Here is a 22,356-nt window from a genome sequence, read left to right on the forward strand (position 1 = left end):
CTTCAGCCTGCCGGTGACGCGCACCATGGTGTCGGTACGGCCCGGCTCACGCCATGTGAACCGGGCCACTCATACCCACCGGTAGCGCGTTCAGCGCAGGTCTGCCCGCTCGGGGCTGTCGCCAAGGGACTCATCCACGCGCTTGTCGTCGCAGTTGTCGACGCTCGCGTCGAGGGCGTCGTCCGGGGCGTCGTCCAGGGCATCGTCGAGGAAGCCTCCCGACTGGTGCTGCCACAGCTTCGCGTAGGCGCCGTCCGTGGCGAGCAGTTCCTGGTGCGTGCCCTGCTCGATGATCCGGCCGCGGTCGAGGACCACGAGTCGGTCCATGGTGGCGACCGTGCTCAGCCTGTGCGCCACCACCAGTGCCGTCCGCCCCTCCATCAGCCGCCACAACGCCTCCTGTACGAGGAGCTCGCTCTCGGAGTCGAGGGCGCTGGTGGCCTCGTCGAGCAGCAGGATCGGCGCGTCGCGCAGGATGGCCCTGGCGAGTGCGACCCGCTGGCGTTGTCCGCCGGACAGTTTGACTCCGCGCTCGCCCACCATGGTGTCGAAGCCGTCCGGCAGGGCGTCGGCGAACTCGGTGACGTGCGCGGCCTCGGCCGCTCGGCGGATCTCGGCGTCGGTGGCGTCGGGCCGGGCGAACGCGATGTTGTCCCGCAGGGTGCGGTGGAACATCGCCGGGTCCTGCGGGACGTAGGCGATCAGGCTGCGCAGGTCCGTCTGGCGCAGCCGGCTGATGTCCTGGCCGCCGATCAGGATCCGGCCCGCGTCGATGTCCGTCATCCGCAGCAGCAGCCGGCTGAGCGTGGTCTTGCCTCCGCCGGAGCGGCCGACGAGACCGATCTTCGCCCCGCTGGGCACCGCCAGGTCGAGTTCCTGGAAGAGCGGATCCGCGCCCGCGTGGGCGAAGGTGACGTTCTCGAAGCGGACGTCGGCGGCCCGGGAGCCCAGTTCCTCCGGTGACGTGGGGTCGAGCACGGTCGGTTTCGTCAGCAGCAGTTCGGTGAACTGCGCGGCCTCCGTCATCGAGCTCTCAAGACGGCGGTAGATCTGGTTGAACTCGAACATGATCCGGGTGGCGTTCGAGTAGTACGTGAACGCGACCACGACCGCCTCTACGCCGAGCCCGCCCCCGGCGAGGGTGACCGCCAGCAGCAGGCCCAGGGCGTTGGTCAGCACGGACAGCGGCGCCACCAGCGTGTCGATGCGCAGGTTCCCGTAGTCCCACGACCTCAGCGTGAGCCGCCGCGACACCGCGACCCGTGACCGGTGCTCGGCGGCCTCGCGTTCCTCGGCGGCGAACGCGCGGACCGTGTCCATGTTCATCAGGCTGTCGGCGACATGGCCCGACACCCGGGCGATCGCCTCCTCCCGCTTGGCGACGAGCGTCTGGCGGCGCCGGATCAGGGGCACCACGCACACCCCCGTCAGCGCGATCATCGTCAACAGACCGACGACGAGCAGCGGTTCGTAACGCCACAGCACCACCGATCCGAACACCAGTGGCACCAGAGAGCCGATGACCTGGAACGTCAGCGTGTCGACGAACTCCTCGAACCGGGAGGCGAAGCTCAGCACCCGCTTGGTCAGCGACCCCGCGAAGTTGTCGTGGAAGAACGCGGCGTCCTTGGCGAACAGTTCGTCCATGCCGATCACGTACAGATGCTCGATACCTCGGGCGTCGACCCGGTTCAGACAGTGCAGGCCCACCCGCCACAGCACTTCGGCGAGCAGCAGAACACCGGCGAAGCCCAGTACATAGGGAAGCGCCGAGCCGACGCTGATGGAGTCGTCCCCGGCGATGCGCCCGACGAGCTTGGCGACGACCAGCGGCGCGATGTAGTTGATACCGATGTTGCCCAGCGCCGGGAGCAGCATCGCGGGTACCGTCAGCCGCCGGAGCCTGGCCAACTCCCGTCCGTAATAGCGAAGCGCGAGGAGCACCGATCCCTTGCCCGGTGAAAGCTCGCGTGATTCAGGCGATCCCATACCAGCCCTGTGTTGTCGTACCGCAGCCCCGCCACGCAGGTGCTTGAGAACACGCACATGCTTCAGCGGTCGAATTGTCCCGCGTCGCCGCCCGCGCGGTCCAAGCGTTTTTTCCCGGCCACCCGCCTGCCGTCAGAGCGCGTCGTATCCTTCGGCGGTGGCTGACTCCGACACCGGGCCGATGCGGCTTCCCGACATGCCGCTGCACGATCCGTTCGTCGTAGCCGACCCGCACACCCGCGTCTACCACCTCTACACGTCCAACAACCCGTCCGTGTCGGGCGTGGACGGCACCGGCACGATGGTCTACCGCAGCCGTGACCTGCGCGACTGGACGCGGCCCGTCGTGGTCTTCCTGACCGCCGAGCAGCCGGGGATATGGGCGACCGACGGCGCGTGGGCACCGGAGGTGCACGAATGGGACGGCAGGTACTACCTGTTCACCACGCTGCACAACGAGAACAGACCGCTTCCGGTGCCTCCGCCCAACCAATGGGGTACGCCGTTCCAGGTCCCGGCCTACATGCGGGGCACGATCACGGCCGTCTCCTCGTCGCTGCTGGGCCCGTTCACAGTCGTCGACGCCTCACGCCCCACTCCGCCCGAGAACCTGATGACCCTCGACGGCACGCTCTATGTGGACCCGTCCGGGCAGCCGTGGATGGTGTACGCGCACGAGTGGCTGCAGACGATCGACGGCACCATGGAAGCGATCCGGCTGGCCCCGGACCTGTCCCGGACGATCGGGGATCCCGTCTTCCTGTTCAAGGGTTCGGACGCGTTCTGGCTGTCCGAGGAACTCCCGGCAGGTCTGCCGAACCAGCTCCCGCCCTATGTCACGGACGGTCCGCAATTGCACCGCACCCCTGACGGGTCCCTGCTCATGCTGTGGTCGACCTACGAGAAGAACGTCGTCGGCCGGGACGGGAACCTCAGCGGCGGCTATGTGCAGACCTACGCCACCTCGAAGTCCGGCGACCTCACCGGGCCGTGGCGGCAGCACCGGCCGCTGGTCCGCGAGGACAGCGGTCACGGCATGCTCTTCCACACGTTCGACGGCCGGCTGATGATGATCGTCCACCGCCCCTTCGACAACGCGCGGGGCAAGCTGTACGAGATGGAGGTCCTCGGCGACGAGCTGCGGATACTCCGCCGACGCGCCGACCTCGACGGCGGCGGCTGACAGAGCCCTAGGGCGGCACGGGAACCTGTGCGGAAACGCCGAAGGCCGTCTCCCCATCGCTGGGAAAACGGCCTCCGACCTCCGACTTTCACAAGTCGGGACGACAGGATTTGAACCTGCGACCCCTTGACCCCCAGTCAAGTGCGCTACCAAGCTGCGCCACGTCCCGATGCTGTCTGACCTGGGGTTTCCCCTGGCCGAACGCGCATGGAAACAATACCGCACTCGGGTCGATGGTCGCGCACCTGTTTATCCGGCCGGCCGCCGCTTGACCTCAAGTTTGCTTGAGGTAGCACGATCGTCCTCATGACGACAACAGCCACGCATGTCGACCCGAACCGGACACACGGCACACGCACGTACGCATACGACGAGCTGACCGGCCTCATGGGGCTGATGACCGGCGACGAGAAGCACGGCCCGGCGGCGACCTCCACGCTGGACGTCCTCTGGGTGCTCTACGACCGGGTCCTGCGGGTCGTCCCGGACGGGATGGCGGACCCCGGGCGCGACCGGTTCCTGCTGTCCAAGGGGCACGGGCCCATGGCGTACTACGCGGTACTCGCCGCCAAGGGCTTCCTGTCCGTGGACCGGCTGCCGGGGTTCGGCTCGTACGACTCGCCGCTCGGCCACCACCCCGACCGGGTGCTCGTGCCGGGGGTGGAGATCGGCAGCGGTTCGCTCGGGCACGGTCTGCCGATCGCGGTCGGTACGGCGCTGGGGCTGCGCGCGCAGGGGCTGGACGGGCCCGCGGTGTGGGTGCTGGTCGGCGACGCCGAACTGGACGAGGGCAGCAACCACGAGGCGATCGCCTTCGCCGGTCCCGCCGGCCTAGAGCGCCTCCACACGGTCGTCGTCGACAACGCGTCCGCCAGTCACGCCAGGCCAGGTGGCATCGCCGCCCGTTTCGAGGCCGCCGGCTGGTCCACGGCGACGGTGGACGGCCGTGATCACGAGGCCCTGTACAGCGCCTTCACCGCACCCCACCCGGGTCTCCCGCACGCGGTCGTGGCGCGGGTCGAACCGAAATCCGACTGACCCGGCGGGGCAGACACGACCGAACCGGCCCGCCCACCCGCACCGACCTCACCACCCTCACCGCCCTCCCAGACTTGAAGGGATTCACTCCCCCATGGACACCATGCGTGACCGTTTCGCCCCCGTCCTCTCCCGGCTGCTCGACGAGGATCCACGTGTCGCCGTCGTACTCGCCGAGATCGGCACGGCCCAGTTCACCCAGGCCCAGGCCCGGCATCCCGACCGGGTGATCAACGTGGGCATCCGTGAGCAGCTGCTCATCGGTACGGGCGCCGGCCTGGCGCTCACCGGTCTGCGTCCCGTCATGCACACGTTCGCGAGCTTCCTCGTCGAGCGCCCCTTCGAGCAGGTCAAGCTCGACCTCGGGCATCAGGACGTCGGCGCGGTGCTCGTGAGCGCCGCCGCCTCCTTCGACTGGCCCGCGGGCGGCTTCACGCACATGGCGCCCGGTGACGTGGCCCTTCTCGACACCCTGGACGGCTGGACCGTCCATGTGCCGGGACACCCCGACGAGGCCGAGACGCTACTGCGGCACGCCGTGGCCGCAGGGGACGACAGGGTGTACGTACGCCTCTCCACGCAGTCGAACAGGGAGGGGCTCCCGGTCGACGGCGAACGGTTCCTCACTGTTCGCGAGGGCCGCTCCGGGGTCGTGATCGCCGTCGGGCCGATACTCGACGCGGTCCTCGACGCCACGGAGGGGCTCGACGTCACCGTCCTGTACGCGACGACCGTACGGCCCTTCGACACGGCCGCGCTGCGCCGGGCCACGGAGACGGCGGGCACGGACGTCGTCCTCGTCGAGCCGTATCTCGCGGGCACGTCGACGGCCGTCGTGAACGACGCGCTCCACGATGTGCCGCACCGGGTGCTGGGCCTCGGCGTGGGCCGTCGCGAGCTCCGCCGTTACGGGGACGTCGAGGAGCACGTGGCCGCGCACGGGCTCGACGCACGGACGCTCCGCGAGCGGATCCAGGGGTTCGTGTCCTGAGCGTGCCGTTTTCTTTTCAGTTCAGGTTCAGCCGGCATTCGGCATCCCCAACTGCGGGTAGGCGTCGATCAGTCGGGGCGGGGCGGCCTGGCGCCAGGAGTCGGCGAGGATGTCGCGCAGTTCGCCCTCGTCCTCCAGAGCGGCCAGGCGCACTCTCACCCAGGCGAAGCCCGCCTCGTGATCGGCGATCCAGAACTTCTCCGGCTCGGCCAGCACGAGTTCGTCGCGCTCGTCCTTCGGGCAGCGCACGGCGATGGACGTCTCGTCTTCGGGCAGCGTGGCGAACATCTTCCCGGCGACCCGGAACGTGGGCATGCTCCAGGCGATCTTCTCCGTCGTGTCCGGCAGGGAGAGGGAGATACGGCGTACGTCTTCGGCTTCCGGCATACAACGCACCGTAGCCAATGCCACTGACATCCACCCGCGATGATCCACGATCGACGGCGGAGTGCTCGACCCCCTGCGCGAAGGGGTGTGCCTACGCCTGGGCGGCCGTGCCGAGCGCGTCCAACACCGGGCGGATCAGCGGGTGTTCCTCCGCTCCCCTGCGGACGGCCGCGAAGACCCTCCGGGTGGGGGCGACCCCGTCGACCGGACACACGACCACACCCGTCAGATCCATGCCCCGAAGCGCCGAACGCGGTACGAGGGCCACGCCGGCGTCGGCAGAGGCGAGGGCCACGACCGCGCGGAAGTCGTCGGAGGAGTGTTCGAGGCGAGGCCGGAAACCGGCGTTCTCGCAGGCCAGGACCACCACCTCATGGCAGGGATTGCCGGGGTAGGGCCCGATCCACGAGTCCTTGGCCAGTTCCGCGAGCGGCACCTCGCGGGCGTCGGCGAGACGGTGAGTGACCGGGACGACCGCGTCGAAGGGCTCGGCGTAGAGGGGCACGTGGGTGAGACGGGGATCGTCGGCGGGCGGCGCTCCCCGGTACTCGACGGCCACCGCGACGTCGACCTGCCGGTCCAGCACCATCGGCAGACTGGCGTCACCCTCGGCGTCCTGGACGCGGAGCCGGATTCCGGGGGCGGTGTCGGCGAGGCGGGCCAGGGCGGGCGCGACGACCAGCGCGATGCCGGTCGCGAAGGCCGCGACGGTGACCGTGCCGGCGGCGCCCTTGTCGTACGCGGCCAGCTCGGCCTCGGCCCGCTCCAGCTGGGCCAGGACCAGGTGGGTGTGCGCGAGCAGGATCTCGCCGGCCGGGGTCAGCCGTACGCCCTTGGCGCCGCGCTCGACGAGTCGGCGGCCGGTCTCCTGTTCCAGGGCTGTGAGCTGCTGGGAGACGGCGGAGGGGGTGAGGTACAGCGCGGCGGCAGCCGCCGTCACCGTGCGATGGTCGGCCACCGCACGCAGGATGTGGAGCCGCCGCGCTTCGATCATGCGATCGATTATCCCGTAGGTCCAGAACGGTGTGCCCGGGCCCTCCGATCAGCCACCAGATCCTCCGAGGCCGCGTGGAAGGCGTCGACGGCACGGTTGACGTCCTGGCTCGAGTGCGCCGCCGACAACTGGACACGGATCCGGGCCTGCCCCTGCGGCACGACCGGGTACGAGAAGGCGATCACATACACGCCGCGCTCCAGCAGGTGCTCCGCCAGCCGACCGGCCCTCGTGGCGTCCCCGATCATGACGGGCACGATGGGGTGATCGCCGGGGAGGATGTCAAAGCCGCTCTCGCTCATCCGGTGGCGGAATCGGGCGGTGTTCTCAGCGAGCCGCTTGCGCAGATCGTCCGCGGACTCCAGCAGGTCGAGCACCTTCAGCGACGCGGCGGCGATCACCGGGGCGAGCGTGTTCGAGAACAGGTACGGCCGTGAGCGCTGCCGCAGAAGGGCGACGATCTCGGCGCGCGCGGCCACATAACCGCCGGACGCGCCGCCCAGTGCCTTGCCCAGCGTGCCGGTGAGGATGTCCACGCGGTCCATGACGCCGTGCAGTTCGGGAGTGCCCCGGCCACCGGGGCCGACGAAACCGACGGCGTGCGAGTCGTCGACCATGACCATCGCGCCGTGGCGGTCGGCGAGGTCGCAGATCTCGCGCAGCGGGGCCACATAGCCGTCCATGGAGAACACACCGTCGGTGACGATCAGCTTCCGGCGCGCGCCGCCCTCCGCGGCCTCCTTCAACTGCCGTTCCAGATCGGCCATGTCGCGGTTGGCGTACCGGAAGCGGCGGGCCTTGGACAAGCGGATGCCGTCGATGATCGAGGCGTGGTTGAGGGCGTCGGAGATCACCGCGTCCTGGGCGTCGAGGAGGGTCTCGAAGACACCTCCGTTGGCGTCGAAGCAGGAGGAGTAGAGGATCGTGTCCTCCTGCCCGAGGAAGGCCGACAGCCGGGCCTCCAGCTCCTTGTGCACCTCCTGCGTTCCGCAGATGAACCGTACGGAGGCCATGCCGTAGCCCCAGCGGTCGAGCGCCTCGTGGGCCGCGGTGACGACCTCGGGGTGGTCGGCGAGGCCGAGGTAGTTGTTGGCGCAGAAGTTGAGCACCTCGCCGGGGCGCCCGCCCGCGGTCACGGAGACGGTCGCGGACTGCGGGGTGCCGATGACACGCTCCGGCTTGTGCAGACCGGCGGCGCGGATGTCGTCGAGGGTGGCGCGCAGGTCGTCGCGCACGGAGTCGAACATGACAGGGGCTCCTGAGGCTGTGAGGGACTGACGTGTTACGTGGTCCAGTCGAGGATGACCTTGCCGCCCCGGCCGCTCGCCGCGTCCGCGAACGCGGTCTCGTGGTCGCGGTGGTCGTAGCGGCCTGTGATGACCGGGGCGAGGTCGAGGCCGCCCTCCAGCAGTACGGACATCGCGTACCAGGTCTCGAACATCTCACGGCCGTAGATGCCCTTGATCGTGATCATGGAGGTGACGATCCGGGACCAGTCGACCGGGAACTCCTCGGACGGCAGGCCGAGCATCGCGATCCGGCCGCCGTGCGTCATGTTGGCGATCATGTCGCGCAGGGCCTCGGGGCGGCCGGACATCTCCAGGCCGATGTCGAAGCCCTCGCGCAGCCCGAGGGCGCGCTGTCCGTCGGCGACGGTCGCGCCGGAGACGTTCAGCGCCAGGCTCGCGCCGATCTTGCGCGCCAGTTCGAGCCGCTCCTCGCTGACGTCGGTGACGACGACGTTCCGCGCCCCCGCGTGCCGGGCCACCGCGACCGCCATCAGTCCGATCGGGCCGGCCCCGGTGATCAGGACGTCCTCACCCACCAGCGGGAAGGACAGCGCGGTGTGCACGGCGTTGCCGAACGGGTCGAAGATCGCCGCCACGTCGAGGTCGACGGGCACGCGGTGCACCCACACATTGGCGGCAGGCAGGCTGACGTACTCGGCGAAGGCACCGTCCCGGCCGACCCCGAGTCCCACGGTGGCCCGGCACAGATGACGGCGCCCGGCGAGACAGTTGCGGCACCGGCCGCACACGAGGTGACCCTCGCCGCTGACCCGGTCGCCGACTCCGATGTCGGTGACATCGCGGCCGACCCCGACGACCTCGCCGACGAACTCGTGCCCGACGATCAGTGGTGTCCGGACCGCCTGTCGCGCCCAGCCGTCCCAGGCGCGGATGTGCAGGTCGGTGCCGCAGATCCCGGTCCTGAGCACCTTGATCAGCACGTCACCGTGGCCGACGGCCGGTTCCGGTACGTCCGCGAGCCACAGCCCGGGCTCCGCCTTCTTCTTGACCAGCGCTTTCAAGGCAGCGGCTCCTGTGGGTGAGGGCCCGTGGCAGGGCATGAACGCGAGAAGAAATCTGCCGTACGACGGCTCGCCGGTCCATCGAGGATTTCTTAAGCTCCGCCGCAGCTTTCCTTCACGTGTTGATCCGACCGGAACCATCAGCCGTATCCCTTCTGAGAATCACGCGAATCCCCATGTGAGACCCCGCCGGGGCCCGTCGAAGGAGTCAGGAACCCGTCATGCCCGCACCGCATTTGGCGCTCCCGCCCAACGACCGGGTCCTGTCGCTGTTCACCGGCTGGACCCGGGCACACTGGGAGACGCTCGCAGACCGGCAGTTGGCGGCGCTGGTCCCCTACGCGACGCCGGGTCTCGCGCAGTACCGGCTGCCCGGCCGCAGCTCCTCCGCCGGCGTGGTGGCGGACGGACTCGAGGGCTTCGCGAGGTCGTTCCTGCTGGCCTCCTTCCGGATCGCGGGAGCGGCGGGCGAGGCCGATCCCCGTCTCGTGGAACGCTACGCGCGGGGTCTGACAACGGGCACGGACCGTGACAGCGGCGAGGCCTGGCCCGAACTCACCGACTGTTCCCAGCCGATGACCGAGGCGGCCTCGATCGCCATCGGGCTGCACGAGACCCGCCCGTGGCTCTGGGACCGGCTCGACGTGGACGTCCAGGAGCGGATCGTCGACTGGCTGTGGGGTTTCGTCGGCCGCCGCACCCGGGACGACAGCGGGCGGCTGTGCCAGGTGGTCGCCGAGCAGTTCCTGGCCTCCGTGGGCGCGCCGCACCGCCAGGAGGACATCGACGGCGGACTCGACCGGATGGACGACTGGTATGTCGGCGGCGGCTGGTACAGCGACGGCGACGGCCGCACCTTCGACCACCACGTGGGCTGGGCACTGCACATCTATCCGCTGCTCTGGGCCCGGATGACGGGCGGCGAGGACGGCGGCCGCGGCCGGGTCCACCGGCGTCGGCTCGCCCAGTTCCTCGCCTCCTACCCCCACTTCTTCGGCGCGGACGGCGCCCCCGTCCACCAGGGCCGCAACCTGACGTACCGTTTCGCCGCGACGGCCCCCGTCTGGCTGGGCGCGCTGGCGGAGTGCACTCCCCTGGCGCCGGGGCTGACCCGCCGGCTGGCCTCGGGCGCGGTGGCGCACTTCGTGGAGCGCGGGGTGCCCGACGAGCGCGGGCTGCAGCCGCTGGGCTGGTACGGCACGTTCCTGCCGGCGACCCAGGCGTACTCGGGGCCCGGATCGCCGTACTGGTCGAGCATGGCCTTCCTGGGGTTGCTGCTCCCGCCGGAGCACGCGGTGTGGACCGCGCACGAACGCCCGCTGCCCGTCGAGGAGTCGGACCAGTACACGGCGCTGCCGGGGCCGGGGTGGCTGCTGCACGGCACCCGGCACGACGGCATCGTGCGCCTCGTCAACCACGGCAGTGATCGCAATCCGATGGAGGGGCCCGCCGACGACGATCCGCACTACGCCAAGTTCGGCTACTCGACGGCCACCGCGCCGGAGACGGGCTCGGTGGCCTGGGAGCGGAACGTGGACGGTCACCTGGCGCTCCTCGCCCCCGACGGCACGGCGTCGCGTCGGCGCAGAATCCTTCCGCTGCACTGCTCGGGGCGGGTCGCGGCCTCCCGGTGCGAAGCCGAACTCCCGGGTTTCGAAGGGGAGTTCCGGGTCGAGTCGACGAGCCTGCTGCACGGTACCTGGGAGATCCGCGTGCACCGGGTCCAGGCGCCGGCCGACGCGGCGGTCCGCGAGGGCGGGTACGCGGTGGCCGACACCGCCCTGCCCAAGGCCGAGCGGGGTGACGGCTGGGCCCTGACCCGTACCGGCTCCGGGCTGACCAGCGTGGTCGTAGGCCTGCACGGCTGGGACGACGCGACGGGCGTGGCCCGCGAGGTCGACGCGAACGCCTTCGGGCCGCACTCGGCGACGCCCTACCTCCAGCGCGCGGCCGAATCCCCGGGAGCGACCAGGCTGTTCGTGACCCTGGTCGCGCTGACCCGGGACACCGTGCATCCGCAGGCCCTGCGGGAGGCGGTGTCCTGCGCGGTGACGGAGGAGGGCCGCGCCCTGATCATGTTCCCGGACGGCGAGACGGTCTCCGTGTGATCCACCGGGTCACCCTCCCGGCGCGAGTCGCCCCACCAGTTCCGCCGCCATCGCCTTGATGGTCTCCAGGCCCGCCTTCCCCCACGGGCGCGGCTCGAAGGCGGCGACACACACCGTGCCCAGCGCCATGCCCGTGCTGTCGATGAGCGGCGCGCCCAGATAGGAGTGGATGCCGAACTCGTCGACGACGGGGTTGCCCGCGAACCGCGGATAGTCCCGGACGTCCTCCAGGACCAGCGCCTTGCGCCGGACCACCACATGGGGGCAGAACCCGTGGTCGCGCGGCAGCCGCCGGCCCACACACGGCTTCACCTCGTCGGAGTCGGCACCGGCCGCGCGACGGCCCGCGGTGTCGGCAGCGCCGGGGACATGGAGTCCGGCGAAGAACTGCCGCTCCTCACCGATGAAGTTGACCATCGCGTACGGCGTGCCCACCAGCTCAGCGAGCCGGTCCGCGAAGGCGTCGAGGGCCGGCTCGGGCCGTTCCCCGAGGCCGAGGCCGTGCAACCGCCGGGTGCGGGCGGGGGCCTCGCTGTCCTCGGGAGTCAGCAGCAGACGACCGGCCGGGCGTGGCGGGTCGTAGCTCATGGGCGGGCTCCCTCACTGTGGGCGCCGGCTGCGGGCGCGGGCGCGTGGGCGAGCAGATGCCGTACGAGAGTGAGCAGGGTCTGCACGCCCGAACTGGAGATACGGGCGTCGCAGCGCACGATCGGGATGTCGGGGTCCAGGTCGATCGCGGCGCGCACCTCCTCGGGGTCGTAGCGGTACGAGCCGTCGAACTCGTTGATCGCCACGATGAAGCCGAGGCCGCGCTGTTCGAAGAAGTCGACGGCCGCGAAGCAGTCCTCCAGGCGCCGGGTGTCGGCGAGGATCACCGCGCCGAGCGCGCCCTCGGAGAGCTCGTCCCACATGAACCAGAATCGCTCCTGTCCGGGCGTGCCGAACAGATAGAGGACGTGTTGCGGGTCCAGGGTGATGCGGCCGAAGTCCATCGCCACGGTGGTCTCGACCTTGTTCTCGATGCCTTCGAGACTGTCGGTCGAGGCACTCACCGTGGTGAGCAGTTCCTCGGTACTGAGCGGCGCGATCTCGCTCACCGCGCCGACCAGGGTCGTCTTGCCGACTCCGAACCCTCCCGCCACCAGGATCTTCAAGGCGGTGGGAAAGGGATCAGAGCTGTCGTCGTAGTCCATCGAGCACTGCCTCCAGAAGAGACCGGTCAGTGGGGTTGTGGTAGAACTCGGGCGGTTTGGTGGTGAGCGCCCCGCAGTCGACGAGGTCGGAGAGCAGCACCTTGGTGACCGCCGCGGGCAGCTTCAGATGGGCGGCCATCTCGGCGACCGACACGGGCACCCGGCACAGGTCGAGCGCGGTCGCGTGTTCGGGGCCGAGGTAGCCGAGAGGGGTGGCCCCGGTGGCCATCACCTGGGACATCAGGTCGAGGGCGGTGGACGGCCGGGTCCGGCCGTTGCTGACGGTGTAGGGGCGCACGAGCCGTCCGGCCGCGTCGTCGAGCCAGGGCCCGTCGCCGGCCGCCGTCACGCTCAAGGCCTCATCGCCGACGGTTCGACGGCGGACTGCCGGGGCGCGGTCATCAGATACGGGCGGACGCTCTTGACCAGCATCGCCATCTCGTACCCGAGCACCGCGGCATCGGCCTCCCGGCCCGCGAGCACGGCGAGACAGGTGCCGGAGCCCGCGGTGGTGACGAACAGCAGGGTCGAGTCGAGTTCGACGACGACCTGCCGGACCTCACCGCCGTCCCCGAACCGGACGCCCGCGCTGCGTCCGAGGGAGTAGAGACCGGAGGCCAGGGCGGCCATGTGGTCGGCGCTGTCCGGGTCGAGTCCGTGCACGGACTTGACGAGTCCGTCGCAGGACAGGAGTACCGCGCTCGTGGTGTGCGGTACGCGCTGGACGAGGCCGCTCATCAGCCAGTCGAGGTCGGATACCTGGCCGGTCGGCACATCGCTCGCCATGGTGGATCGACTCCTTGGGGTACGAAGGTCTGCGGGAGCGCTGGGGGTGGGGGCAGGACTTGTGGTGCGGGGGACGGTGCTGTGGGGGATGGTCATCCGGCCGGTGCGCTCCCGTCGTGCCGGGCAGTGAGGTCCAGGTCGTGTCCGGGCGCGCGCAGCCGGTGCGCCTCGGGTATGGGGGAGGTGTCCGAGGGCGGTACGGCCATGAAGCCGCTGCCGTCAACGGCGTCCACGGAGTCCCGGTGGCCCGCGGCGGCATCCGTACGGCTCGCGTCCGGAGCCGCCGGGGCCAGTCCGGGCACGGCGGCCCTCGGCGACACCCGTTCCATGGACACGGGTTCCAGGGGCACGGCTCCCGGATCGGCCGGGTACACGGGCTGCGAGGACGCCGGCCGCCCGGAGGCCGCTTCCGCGCGCGCCCGCTCACCCGAGTCGGCCGAGTACGCGGACTCCACGTAAGACGGCTGCAGGGACGGCGGTCGCCCGGAGGCCGCTTCCGCGCGCGCCCGCTCATTCGAGTCGGCCGGGTACGCGGGCTCCGCGTAAGGCGGCTGCAGGGACGCCGGTTGCCCGGAGGGGGCTTCCGCGCGCGTCCGCTCCCCGTACCGTGCCTCGTACTCCCGTTCCATCGCCGCCACCGCCGGGTCCGTGTAGTCCGCTTCCAGTTGGCGGGCCTCAGCGAGTCCGATGCCTCGCTGGAAGGCGGCCATGAGGCCTGGATCGTGTTCGACCACCTGTTCGCTCTCCGGACGCGGAGCCGCCGGGCCGCCGCGCAGTTGGGGCGCGATGTGTTCCTGCGCGCGGCGGCGGGGCAGTTGGGGCTTGCCCATGGTGCCGCGCACGGCGCTGTTGTTGCGGGGAGTGGGTGGCGTGCTCGTGTGGTCCGCGACGGTCCGCCGGTCGTCGGGGCGGATGCCGGGCATCGCCTCCGCGGGGTTGGGCCGCTCGAGGTGCGCCCCGCGTACGGGCAGCGGCGCCGGTGCGGCGGGACGTACGGGCGCCTCCGGCCGGCGGCTCGTCGGGCCGCCGGGCTGTGTGTCGGGCGCCGGGGGCCGTCCTTCGCGGCCGGCGGCCGACGGCCGCTGCCGGGGCGGCTCGGCCACCTTCCGCATGCCCCCGGTCTCCTGGGTCTGAGTCTGCGTCCTGGGCTGAGGCGTCGCCTGGGGGCGCGGCTGCGGTACGGGCACGGGGGCGCCCTGTCCCGCGGCGGTGCCCAACAGCCCCTGCGGCACGACGAGTACGGCCTGCACTCCGCCGTAGATGTTGGTCTGCAGGCGGACGTGGATGCCGTGCCGGCGGGCGAGCTGGGAGACCACGAAGAGCCCGATGCGGCCGTCCTGGAGCAGGCTGGCGACATTGACCTGGTCGGGGTCCGTGAGCAGGGCGTTCATCTTGTGCTGCTCGTCCACGGGCATGCCGAGGCCGCGGTCCTCGACCTCGACGGCGAGCCCCGAGGTCACGAGGTTGGCGCGCAGCAGCACCTGGGTGTGCGGCGCGGAGAACAGGGTGGCGTTCTCGACGAGTTCGGCGAGCAGGTGGATGACGTCCGCGACGGCGTGTCCGCGCAGGGTGCCGTCGATCGGGGGCACGAGCTTGACGCGCGAGTACTGCTCGACCTCCGCGATCGCCGAGCGCAGTACCTCGGTCATGGAGACCGGGTTACTCCACTGCCGGCGGGAGACGGCACCGCCGAGGACGGCGAGGTTCTCGGCGTGCCGGCGGATGCGGGTGGCGAGGTGGTCGACGTGGAAGAGGCCCTTGAGCAGGTCGGGGTCCTCGATCTCGTGTTCCAGCTCGTCGAGGATGGAGATCTCGCGGTGCACGAGCGACTGAAGGCGCCGGGCGAGGTTGACGAAGACCTCGACCTTCTGTTCGCTGCCCGCCTGGCTGGAGAGCTGCGAGGCCTGGACGACGGCGGTGACGGCGCCGTCGTGTGCGCGGGCGAGGTCGGCGCCGAGAAGCTCGAAGTCGTCGGCGTCGGCCGCCGGTTCACCGCGCGGCCTGCGGGCGGGCGGGGCGTCGCCCCTGCGCAACGCCTCGACCAGGGCCCGCAGCTCCGCTTCGCTGCGGGCGCTGGTCTGACGCAGGGCGCCGACCCGTTCTCCCACGGATCTGGCGGTGCGGTCGGCGGCGACCAGGGCGATCACGATACCGCCGAGGGCCACGCCGACCGCCCCGGCGAGCACGGCGAACAGGGTGAGGCTGGGGCGCACCCCGCTGGAGCGGACGAGGAACAGGACGGCCGCGCAGGCGCTGAGGGCGACCGCGAGCGGCGGCAGTACGGCGAGCCGCACCAGCTGGGGCCGTATGTGGGTCTCGGGCAGTGAGGGGACGGTACGGGCGACCGGCCGACCGTGCCGTCCGCCCTCACGGCGGTCTGCGCGGGGGGCCGGTGCTCGGAGGTGAGACATCTTCGTCCTCGTACTGGTGCGTCGGGACCTTCGGGACCTGGATGTCGCGCGTCTGCGCGACTCGGGCGTGTGCCATCGCGGTGCCGGTCGGGAGCCGAAAAAAACGGCCCTGTGTCGCCCGGCGGCCACTCACAGTAGTCGGCAACGCATCAGGTGCGGTGGGCAGTTGACAAACTCCCCCACGCGACGTCCCGCTCTGGTATGAGACCTCGCACGGCAGACCGATAAGCCTTTCGGACGCCCGTTCCCTTCCTCCGCCCAACCGATCAGAGCTGGTCAGAACCGTGCACAAACAGACGGCGGGGGCCGGGGAGCCCCCTGCTCCCCGGCCCCCGCCGTCCGTACGGCTGTCCGTTCGTCGTCCGTTTTCGCCGGTCGCGGTCAGCCCACGAAGCCCACCGCGGGCTCTCCGCTGCCGCCGGCAGCATCCCCCTGAATGTCACCGGCCGTGTCGGTCCGGGGGTCCTCCACATCAGCCGTACGAGTGACAACGGCCGTGCGAGGTCATTCGTCGTCGGACTCCACCAGCCAGCCCCGGCGGATCATCCACACCCTGCCGTCCGCCGTCGCGCCGCGCATGCCGTCCAGTACCCCCGAACCCGCGGCGGTCGCCAGCCGCGAATCGCCAGCGGACGCGAAGCCGAACGTGCGGCGCGGGTCCCACACGGTGCTGTGCCGCAACCGGCGGCTCATCTGGGCCCAGCCGACCGACCCCGCGGCCACCACCCAGGCGTCCGGCTCGGCACGGGTCAGCCGGCGAGCCTGGCGCAGCCAGGACGCGGCGTCCTCCGGCCAGTCGACCACCTCGGCCAGCCATCCACCGCTCCCCTGCCAGGCGTCGGCGAACGCCGCGGCGGCGTCCCTGGACGCGGCGTCCCGGCCGTGCCCCAGCGCGACACCACCTCCGCGGAACCCACCGCCTTCCAGCAGCGCGAGCAGCCGCGCGAGTTCGCGGCCGGTGTGCGGCCGGACCGCGGGCCAGGGCGCGTAGTCGGAGAGGGCCGCCGGCAGCAGCCGGGGAGAGCGCTCGTTCATGACGACTCCCCTGTGCGCCACGCCCGGTGGCGTTCGGGAAGGCAGACCGCGCACGGCCGGTATCCCGCGGCGACGGCGGTCGCCTCGTCCGCGAAGAACACCCGGTGGCGTACGTAGTTCCCGCGGGCGATGTGCCGCAGAGCGGAGGGGCAGTCCAGCCGTCCGTAGATCCGTCCGCGCCGGTAGCCGCCGAACCGCCCGGCCACGTCGCTGCGGTACGGCCTCCCCTCGCTGTCGATCACCGTGTAGCCGCGATGCGCCGCCGCGGGGGCCGTGTCGTCCAGCCGTCGTCTGTCCACGAAGGCACTGTGCATCATCCCGGGGCGGTCGTACCAGCGGTATCAGGACGTCCGCCCCGCGACGGGCGGGCGGGTGACTTCGACCGGCGCTTCAGCGGCGCGCGGCAGTCTTTCCTGCTGGGCAGTCCCACACTGCCGGGACCCGGCCGCGGCGTCCCACGCGACTCGGCCGCCGGGTCGGGCCGTGCCCTTCGACCCCGGGTTCAAGGAGAGACCGTCGTGCGAATCGCCGTGACCGGCTCGATAGCCACCGACCATCTGATGTCCTTCCCCGGTCGGTTCACCGACCAACTGATCGCCGACCGACTGGAACAGGTGTCCCTCTCCTTCCTCGTCGACCGGCTGGACGTGCGGCGCGGCGGTGTCGCCGCCAACATCGCCTTCGGACTCGCGCGGCTCGGACTGACCCCGCGTCTGATCGGCGCCGCGGGCGTCGACTTCGCCGAGTACGGGGCCTGGCTGCGGGCCGCCGGCGTGGACACGGACTCCGTCAGGATCAGCGAGACACTGCACACCGCCCGGTTCGTGTGCACGACGGACGAGGCGCAGAACCAGATCGCCACCTTCTACGCCGGCGCCATGGCGGACGCCCCGAAGATCGACCTCGCCGCGGCCGCGGCCCGCTGCGGCGGCTTCGACCTGGTGCTCGTCGGCGCCGACGCCCCGGAGGCGATGCTGCGCCACACCGAGACCGCCCGGCGAGCCGGCACCCGCCTGGCCGCCGATCCCTCGCAGCAGCTCGCCCGCCTGGACGACACCCAGGCCCGTCGCCTCGTGGACGGCGCGCACCTGCTCTTCACCAACGAGTACGAGTCCGCCCTGCTGCGGGAGCGAACCGGATGGAGCGAACGGCACATCCTCGGGCGTGTCGGTACATGGATCACCACCCGGGGCGCGGACGGCGTCTCCTTGGCGCGGTGCGGTCAGCCCCGGCTGGACGTGCCCGCCGTCCACACCGCGAGAATCGCCGACCCCACCGGGGTCGGGGACGCGTTCCGCTCCGGCTTTCTCGCCGGCCTGAGCTGGGACTGGCCCGAGGAACGGGCGGCGCGGCTGGGCTGTGCGCTGGCGTCGATCGTCCTGGAAACGGTCGGCACACAGGAGTACAAGCTGCTCGCGGTGGAGCTGACCGACCGGGTCGAGCGTACGTACGGGCACGACGCGGCCCGTGAGATGGAGCCGCGCCTGGCGGGGCTGTCATGAGCGGGCTGTTCGGCAAGCCGGCGGGGGCGGTTCCCTCGTTCTCGTTCGAGTTCTTCCCGCCCAGGACCGACCAGGGCGAGCGCGCCCTGTGGAACTCCGTCCGCCGCGTCGAGGCCCTCTCGCCCACCTTCGTGTCCGTCACCTACGGCGCCGGCGGATCGTCGCGTGAGCGGACCGTCGAGGTCACCCGGCGCATCGCCGCCGAGACCACCCTGCGGCCCGTCGCCCACCTGACGGCCGTAGGGCACTCGGTGGCCGAACTGCGGCACATCATCGGCCAGTACGCCGACGCGGGGATCAGGGACGTGCTGGTGCTGCGGGGTGATCCGCCCGGCGATCCGAACGGCCCCTGGACGCCGCACCCCGCCGGTTTCACCCACGCCCGGGAACTGGTCGAACTCGTCCGCTCACTCGGTGACTTCACCATCGGTGTGGCGGCCTTCCCCGAGATGCACCCGCGCTCGCCTGACTGGGACAGCGACATCCGGCACTTCGTCGCCAAGTGCCGGGCGGGCGCCGACTACGCCGTCACCCAGATGTTCTTCCGCGTGGAGGACTACCTGCGGTTGCGCGACCGGGTGGCCGCGGCCGGCTGCGACATCCCGATCATCCCGGAGATCATGCCGGCCACCGACGTCCGGCAGATCCGCCGCTTCGCCGAACTGTCCCACGCGACTTTCCCCGAGGACCTCGCCCACCGGCTCGAGAGCGCCCGCCACGACGCGGCCGAGGGCCACCGGATCGGCGTGGAGCACGCCACTGTCATGGCCGGACGTCTCCTCGCCGAGGGCGCGCCCGGTCTGCACTACATCACGCTCAACAAGTCCACCGCGGCCCTCGACATCCATCGCGAGGTGCTGTCGACGCACATCGCGAGGAGCGTGTCTGTCAGCTGAGTACCGCCCGACACCTCGACGAGAGGGTCGTGTGCCACCACCGAGCGGGCGCCCCGCCGTCTACGCGGGGTCCCCGAACCAGCAACCCAGCGTCCCGGCCAGCGCTTCGGCGTCCCCGGCGTCACCCACGGCCGACCACGCGATGTATCCGTCGGGCCGCACCAGCAGGGCGTCGGTGCCGATCTGCTCGGCCGCCGTCGCCGTCACCACGTTCACCCGGGAGCGCCAGGGCTCGGCGGCGCCGCGCAAGTCCTCCGAGTCGGTCAGCAGCAGCAACAACGGCCGCGCGCTGTGCAGGAGTTCGGCGAGGCTGGTGACCGAGTCGCCGGTCTTCAGCAGCACGTCGGGGGCGAAGCGGCCGGCCAGCGGGTCGCCGGGACCGCTGGTGTCGTAGTAGACGTCGACACCGCTGATCATGCCGCCGAGGTACTGGTTGACGTCGTCGAAGTGCATCATCCGGGCGAACAGGGTCCGCAGCGAGTCCATGCGGGGGTCGGGGTCCATCAGGGCCACCTGGGCGCGCACGTTCTCCAGGACCGCCTCGGCGACGGGCGCGCGCTCGATCTCGTAGGTGTCGAGCAGTCCGGGCGGCGCCCAGCCGTGCACCTCGGCGGCGAGTTTCCAGCCCAGGTTGACGGCGTCCTGCAGGCCCAGGTTGACGCCCTGGCCGCCGGCCGGGAAGTGCACGTGCGCCGCGTCGCCGGCCAGCAGGACCCTGCCGACGCGGTAGTGCTCGGCCTGCAGGGCGGCGTCGCTGAAGCGAGTGAGCCCGTTCGGTGAGTCCATCGGCACCGGATGGCCCGCGATCCGCTCCACCTCCGCCCGGAACTCGTCCAGGGTCACGGGCGCCTGCCGGTCCGGGTGCGGGCCGCGGAAGTCGTACGTGCACACCCGGCTGCGTCCGTACAGGTTGAGCCAGACCAGGGTCCAGCCCCGCGAGTTGCGCTGCCAGCCGTGCGGCGCCCGCGCCGGGTCCAGGAGGCGGACCTCCCCGATCAGGGCGCCGACGCCGGCGGGCGTGCCGGTGAACGGGATGCCGGTCAGTCCGCGCACGGCGCTGCGGGCGCCGTCGGCGCCGACCACCCAGGAGGCGCGCACGGTATGGGTGGCGCCCCGGGAGTCGCGTACGGTCAGCCGTACCGCGTCCGCTTCCTGGTCGAGGCCGACGAGTTCGCGGTCGCGCCTGATGCGCGCGCCGAGTCGCTCGGCGTCGGCCGCGAACACCTCCTGCGCCCATGCCTGCGGGCTGCCCACCATCACGGGGCCCTCGGTGACGACACGGCTCAGGTCGAGGTCGAACATGCCGGAGAAGTGGAACGGCACGGGTCCGAGGCCCACCGGCGGGGCAGGCGGTCCGGGCTGCACGGCTTCGAGGAGTCCGCGCCGGTGCAGGGTCTGCGCGGTACGGGCGTGCAGCGTCCCCGCCTTCGACTCACCGGTCGGCGCGGACAGTTTCTCCAGGACGGTGACGCGCACGCCCAGCAGGGCCAGTTCCCGGGCGAGCAGCATGCCGACGGGTCCGCCGCCGACGACAGCGACCTGGGTGTCCACGGCTGGGCTGTTCGGCATCGGGGCTCCTGCGTCGCTGGACGGGCACTGTGGGCATCCGTTCGGATGCTGTACGTCAGGAGGAACACCGGCCCGCGCCGACGGGTTGCACCGGCGGGCGCGGGCTCAGCTGCCCGGCAGCCGCACCGACTGCCGGTGCCGGAAGACGTTGCCGGGGTCGTACGCCTGCTTGACGCGCTGCAGACGCCGGTAGTTGCCCTTGTAGTACAGGTCGTGCCAGGGCGTGCCCGAGCGGTTGAACTCCGGCGAGCCGAGGTCGGCGTCGGGGTAGTTGACGTAGCAGCCGTCGGTGACCGCGCCGGGGACCGGGACGCCGCCGGTGTCGGCGTACATGTCGGTGTAGAACTCGCGCAGCCAGCGCACGCAGTCCTTCTCCTCGGCCGGGTCGTCCCACCAGATCATCCAGGCCAGCTTGTACGCGGCGTCGCGGTGGGCGCTCGCCGTGGCGTCCTGGGCGACGGCCGAGACCTGGCCGGCGAAGGAGCTGAGCATGACCGAGCCGGTGGGGTTGCCGATGTCCGTGCGGGTGAGGTGGCGGTACAGCGCGGCAAGCTGGCGCTGGGGGAAACCGGCCTTCATGTAGGCCGACTTGAAGTCGCTCTTCTGGGTCGGGTCGTTGGTGGTGGGGTTGGCCGTGCCGAGGTAGCGGGCCGCCTGCAGCCAGGGGAGGCGGCGAGGGGTGGCCAGGTCGGGCAGCGCGGTCAGCTCGCCCATCCGCGTGGTGACCGGTCCGTACGCGGCGGTGACGCCCTCGCTGACGGCCGCGAGAAACTGGTCGTGCAGCCGGGCAGCGCCGGGCACGCTCGCGTCGACGTGCGTGATCAGGCCCACGGCTCCGTTCGAGACGTGGTTGAGGGAGAGCAGGCTGCACACGGCGGTCGTCGGGTCGTCGGGGGCCGCGTGCCGTACGTGCCAGTCCGCGTAGTTGCTGACCAGCCGTGTGAAGGACCGCTCGTCGAGGTCGGCCCACTGCCAGGAGACGGCGCTGACCAGGACCTCCGGGGGCGGCGCCGGCAGCAGCCGGGCCGGGTCCGTGCCGCTCGCTCCGGGACTGCGGAACCAGTAGCGGGTGACGACGCCGAAGTTGCCGCCGCCCCCGCCCGTGTGGGCCCACCACAGGTCCCGGTTCGGATCGTTGGCCTCGCGGGTGGCGACGACGGTGCGCACGGTGTTGTCGGCGTTCACCACGACGACCTCGACCGCGTACAGGTGGTCCACCACCAGGCCGAGCCGGCGGCACAGCAGTCCCCAGCCGCCGCCGCTGACGTGGCCGCCCGCCCCGACCTGGAAGCACATGCCGGCCGGCACGATGACGCCCCAGGTGCGGTACAGGCGCTCGTAGACGTCGAGGAGCTGGGCGCCCGGCTGCACCATGAAGGCGTTCATGGCCGGGTCGAAGTCCACGTCCCGCATCGCCGACATGTCGATGACCGCCTGGACGTCGGGGCTGAAGACGAAGTCCTCCCAGCAGTGTCCGCCGCTGCGCACCGTGAGCCGTTTGCCGGCCTGGACCGCCTGCCGGACGGCGGTGGCGACCTGAGCGGTCGAGCGCGGAACGTAGACCGCCTCGGGCCGGCCGACGTAGCGCTGGTTCCAGCCCCGGACGAGGTCCGGGTAGCGCGCGTCGCCCGGGGTGACGGTCACCAGCTCCTGCGGCGCGGCCACCGCCTGTTCGGCGGGCAGCAGCACGCCGCCGCCGATCGCGGCGCTCGCCGCGAGCACCCCCCGTCTGCTGACCTGCTGTCGGTTGTGCGTCATGGGGCTTCCCCTCCCGCTGTCGCGTGCGGATCACACGCGGATGCAGGCGACGCTAGGCAGCCCGCCGGCCTCGCGGCACTCCGCATCTTGCGGCGTGCTCGGCCCGGGGCACCTGGCTCGATTCTTCAGAGGCCACTGCGAAGGTTCAGCCCGGGACCCGCAGCGGAATCCCATCCGAACCCTGTGACCAGGAACGAGGAGGGGT

Annotated in this window: 20 protein-coding genes and 1 tRNA gene; 6 read left to right on the forward strand and 15 right to left on the reverse strand. The window is 71.4% G+C overall.

Translation table 11 applies throughout. From position 1 onward, the window contains the following. Positions 1-90: 90 nt before the first annotated feature. On the reverse strand, positions 91-1,989 hold the full coding sequence (locus ABZ855_RS06670; RefSeq protein WP_360802003.1) for an ABC transporter ATP-binding protein: 1,899 nt from the start codon (positions 1,987-1,989) through the stop codon (positions 91-93). 181 nt (positions 1,990-2,170) lie between these two features. Between ABZ855_RS06670 and ABZ855_RS06675 the strand changes: the two genes are divergently transcribed. Continuing rightward, a complete protein-coding gene (locus tag ABZ855_RS06675; protein WP_360802610.1) occupies positions 2,171-3,172 on the forward strand; it encodes a glycoside hydrolase family 43 protein in 1,002 nt (333 codons plus the stop codon). Positions 3,173-3,267: 95 nt separating this feature from the next. Here ABZ855_RS06675 and ABZ855_RS06680 read toward each other — a convergent pair. After that, a tRNA-Pro gene (locus tag ABZ855_RS06680) sits at positions 3,268-3,341 on the reverse strand. A gap of 137 nt (positions 3,342-3,478) precedes the next feature. On the opposite strand from ABZ855_RS06680, the gene ABZ855_RS06685 reads away from it, so the two are divergent. Further along, a complete protein-coding gene (locus ABZ855_RS06685; RefSeq protein ID WP_360802006.1) occupies positions 3,479-4,210 on the forward strand; it encodes a transketolase in 732 nt (243 codons plus the stop codon). A 94-nt stretch (positions 4,211-4,304) separates the two neighbouring features. Next, positions 4,305-5,201 carry a transketolase gene (locus tag ABZ855_RS06690; protein ID WP_360802009.1) on the forward strand — a complete coding sequence of 299 codons (897 nt, stop codon included), beginning with the start codon at positions 4,305-4,307 and terminating at the stop codon, positions 5,199-5,201. Between the two features lie 27 nt (positions 5,202-5,228). On the opposite strand, the gene ABZ855_RS06695 is transcribed toward ABZ855_RS06690, so the two are convergent. The 4 genes from ABZ855_RS06695 to tdh all read right to left on the reverse strand — a co-directional run bounded on the left by ABZ855_RS06695 (position 5,229) and on the right by tdh (position 8,893). Beyond that, positions 5,229-5,588 (reverse strand): MmcQ/YjbR family DNA-binding protein, encoded by a 360-nt coding sequence (locus ABZ855_RS06695; protein WP_360802012.1) that lies wholly within the window; start codon positions 5,586-5,588, stop codon positions 5,229-5,231. A gap of 91 nt (positions 5,589-5,679) precedes the next feature. Then, entirely contained in the window at positions 5,680-6,582 is a 903-nt protein-coding gene (locus tag ABZ855_RS06700) for a LysR family transcriptional regulator (RefSeq protein ID WP_360802015.1), read from the reverse strand. An 8-nt stretch (positions 6,583-6,590) separates the two neighbouring features. After that, positions 6,591-7,829: a glycine C-acetyltransferase gene (locus ABZ855_RS06705; protein ID WP_360802018.1), complete on the reverse strand. Its 1,239-nt coding sequence runs from the start codon at positions 7,827-7,829 to the stop codon at positions 6,591-6,593. A 35-nt stretch (positions 7,830-7,864) separates the two neighbouring features. Further along, complete coding sequence (tdh, locus tag ABZ855_RS06710) at positions 7,865-8,893, reverse strand: L-threonine 3-dehydrogenase (protein ID WP_360802021.1); 1,029 nt, start codon at positions 8,891-8,893, stop codon at positions 7,865-7,867. A gap of 221 nt (positions 8,894-9,114) precedes the next feature. Here tdh and ABZ855_RS06715 point away from each other — a divergent pair, with 221 nt between their 5' ends. Continuing rightward, positions 9,115-11,001, forward strand: a complete 1,887-nt coding sequence (locus tag ABZ855_RS06715) for a DUF2264 domain-containing protein (RefSeq protein WP_360802024.1) — start codon at positions 9,115-9,117, stop codon at positions 10,999-11,001. A gap of 9 nt (positions 11,002-11,010) precedes the next feature. Here ABZ855_RS06715 and ABZ855_RS06720 read toward each other — a convergent pair whose 3' ends face one another. The 7 genes from ABZ855_RS06720 to ABZ855_RS06750 all read right to left on the reverse strand — a co-directional run bounded on the left by ABZ855_RS06720 (position 11,011) and on the right by ABZ855_RS06750 (position 16,725). Then, positions 11,011-11,589, reverse strand: coding sequence for a GAF domain-containing protein (locus ABZ855_RS06720; protein WP_360802027.1), 579 nt, complete (start codon positions 11,587-11,589; stop codon positions 11,011-11,013). Then, a complete protein-coding gene (locus tag ABZ855_RS06725; protein WP_360802030.1) occupies positions 11,586-12,194 on the reverse strand; it encodes an ATP/GTP-binding protein in 609 nt (202 codons plus the stop codon). Before ABZ855_RS06725 ends, ABZ855_RS06720 begins: the two co-directional genes overlap by 4 nt. After that, positions 12,172-12,543: a DUF742 domain-containing protein gene (locus ABZ855_RS06730; RefSeq protein ID WP_319201441.1), complete on the reverse strand. Its 372-nt coding sequence runs from the start codon at positions 12,541-12,543 to the stop codon at positions 12,172-12,174. The genes ABZ855_RS06725 and ABZ855_RS06730 overlap by 23 nt, the downstream gene beginning before the upstream one ends. Positions 12,544-12,545: 2 nt before the next feature. After that, entirely contained in the window at positions 12,546-12,980 is a 435-nt protein-coding gene (locus ABZ855_RS06735; RefSeq protein ID WP_319201439.1) for a roadblock/LC7 domain-containing protein, read from the reverse strand. A gap of 92 nt (positions 12,981-13,072) precedes the next feature. Further along, entirely contained in the window at positions 13,073-15,391 is a 2,319-nt protein-coding gene (locus ABZ855_RS06740; RefSeq protein WP_360802035.1) for an ATP-binding protein, read from the reverse strand. Between the two features lie 504 nt (positions 15,392-15,895). Then, a complete protein-coding gene (locus ABZ855_RS06745) occupies positions 15,896-16,426 on the reverse strand; it encodes a hypothetical protein (RefSeq protein WP_360802038.1) in 531 nt (176 codons plus the stop codon). After that, complete coding sequence (locus tag ABZ855_RS06750; protein WP_360802041.1) at positions 16,423-16,725, reverse strand: Ada metal-binding domain-containing protein; 303 nt, start codon at positions 16,723-16,725, stop codon at positions 16,423-16,425. Before ABZ855_RS06750 ends, ABZ855_RS06745 begins: the two co-directional genes overlap by 4 nt. Positions 16,726-16,944: 219 nt before the next feature. On the opposite strand from ABZ855_RS06750, the gene ABZ855_RS06755 reads away from it, so the two are divergent. Beyond that, a complete protein-coding gene (locus ABZ855_RS06755) occupies positions 16,945-17,928 on the forward strand; it encodes a carbohydrate kinase family protein (RefSeq protein ID WP_360802044.1) in 984 nt (327 codons plus the stop codon). Next, positions 17,925-18,824 (forward strand): methylenetetrahydrofolate reductase [NAD(P)H], encoded by a 900-nt coding sequence (gene metF / locus ABZ855_RS06760; protein WP_360802047.1) that lies wholly within the window; start codon positions 17,925-17,927, stop codon positions 18,822-18,824. The genes ABZ855_RS06755 and metF overlap by 4 nt, the downstream gene beginning before the upstream one ends. Positions 18,825-18,884: 60 nt before the next feature. Here metF and ABZ855_RS06765 read toward each other — a convergent pair whose 3' ends face one another. Further along, complete coding sequence (locus ABZ855_RS06765; RefSeq protein ID WP_360802050.1) at positions 18,885-20,393, reverse strand: FAD-dependent monooxygenase; 1,509 nt, start codon at positions 20,391-20,393, stop codon at positions 18,885-18,887. Positions 20,394-20,498: 105 nt separating this feature from the next. Further along, positions 20,499-22,151, reverse strand: a complete 1,653-nt coding sequence (locus ABZ855_RS06770; protein ID WP_360802053.1) for an FAD-binding oxidoreductase — start codon at positions 22,149-22,151, stop codon at positions 20,499-20,501. Positions 22,152-22,356: the final 205 nt, after the last annotated feature.

Origin of the sequence: Streptomyces sp. NPDC047042, from assembly GCF_040644035.1 — a bacterium.
Classification (GTDB): domain Bacteria; phylum Actinomycetota; class Actinomycetes; order Streptomycetales; family Streptomycetaceae; genus Streptomyces.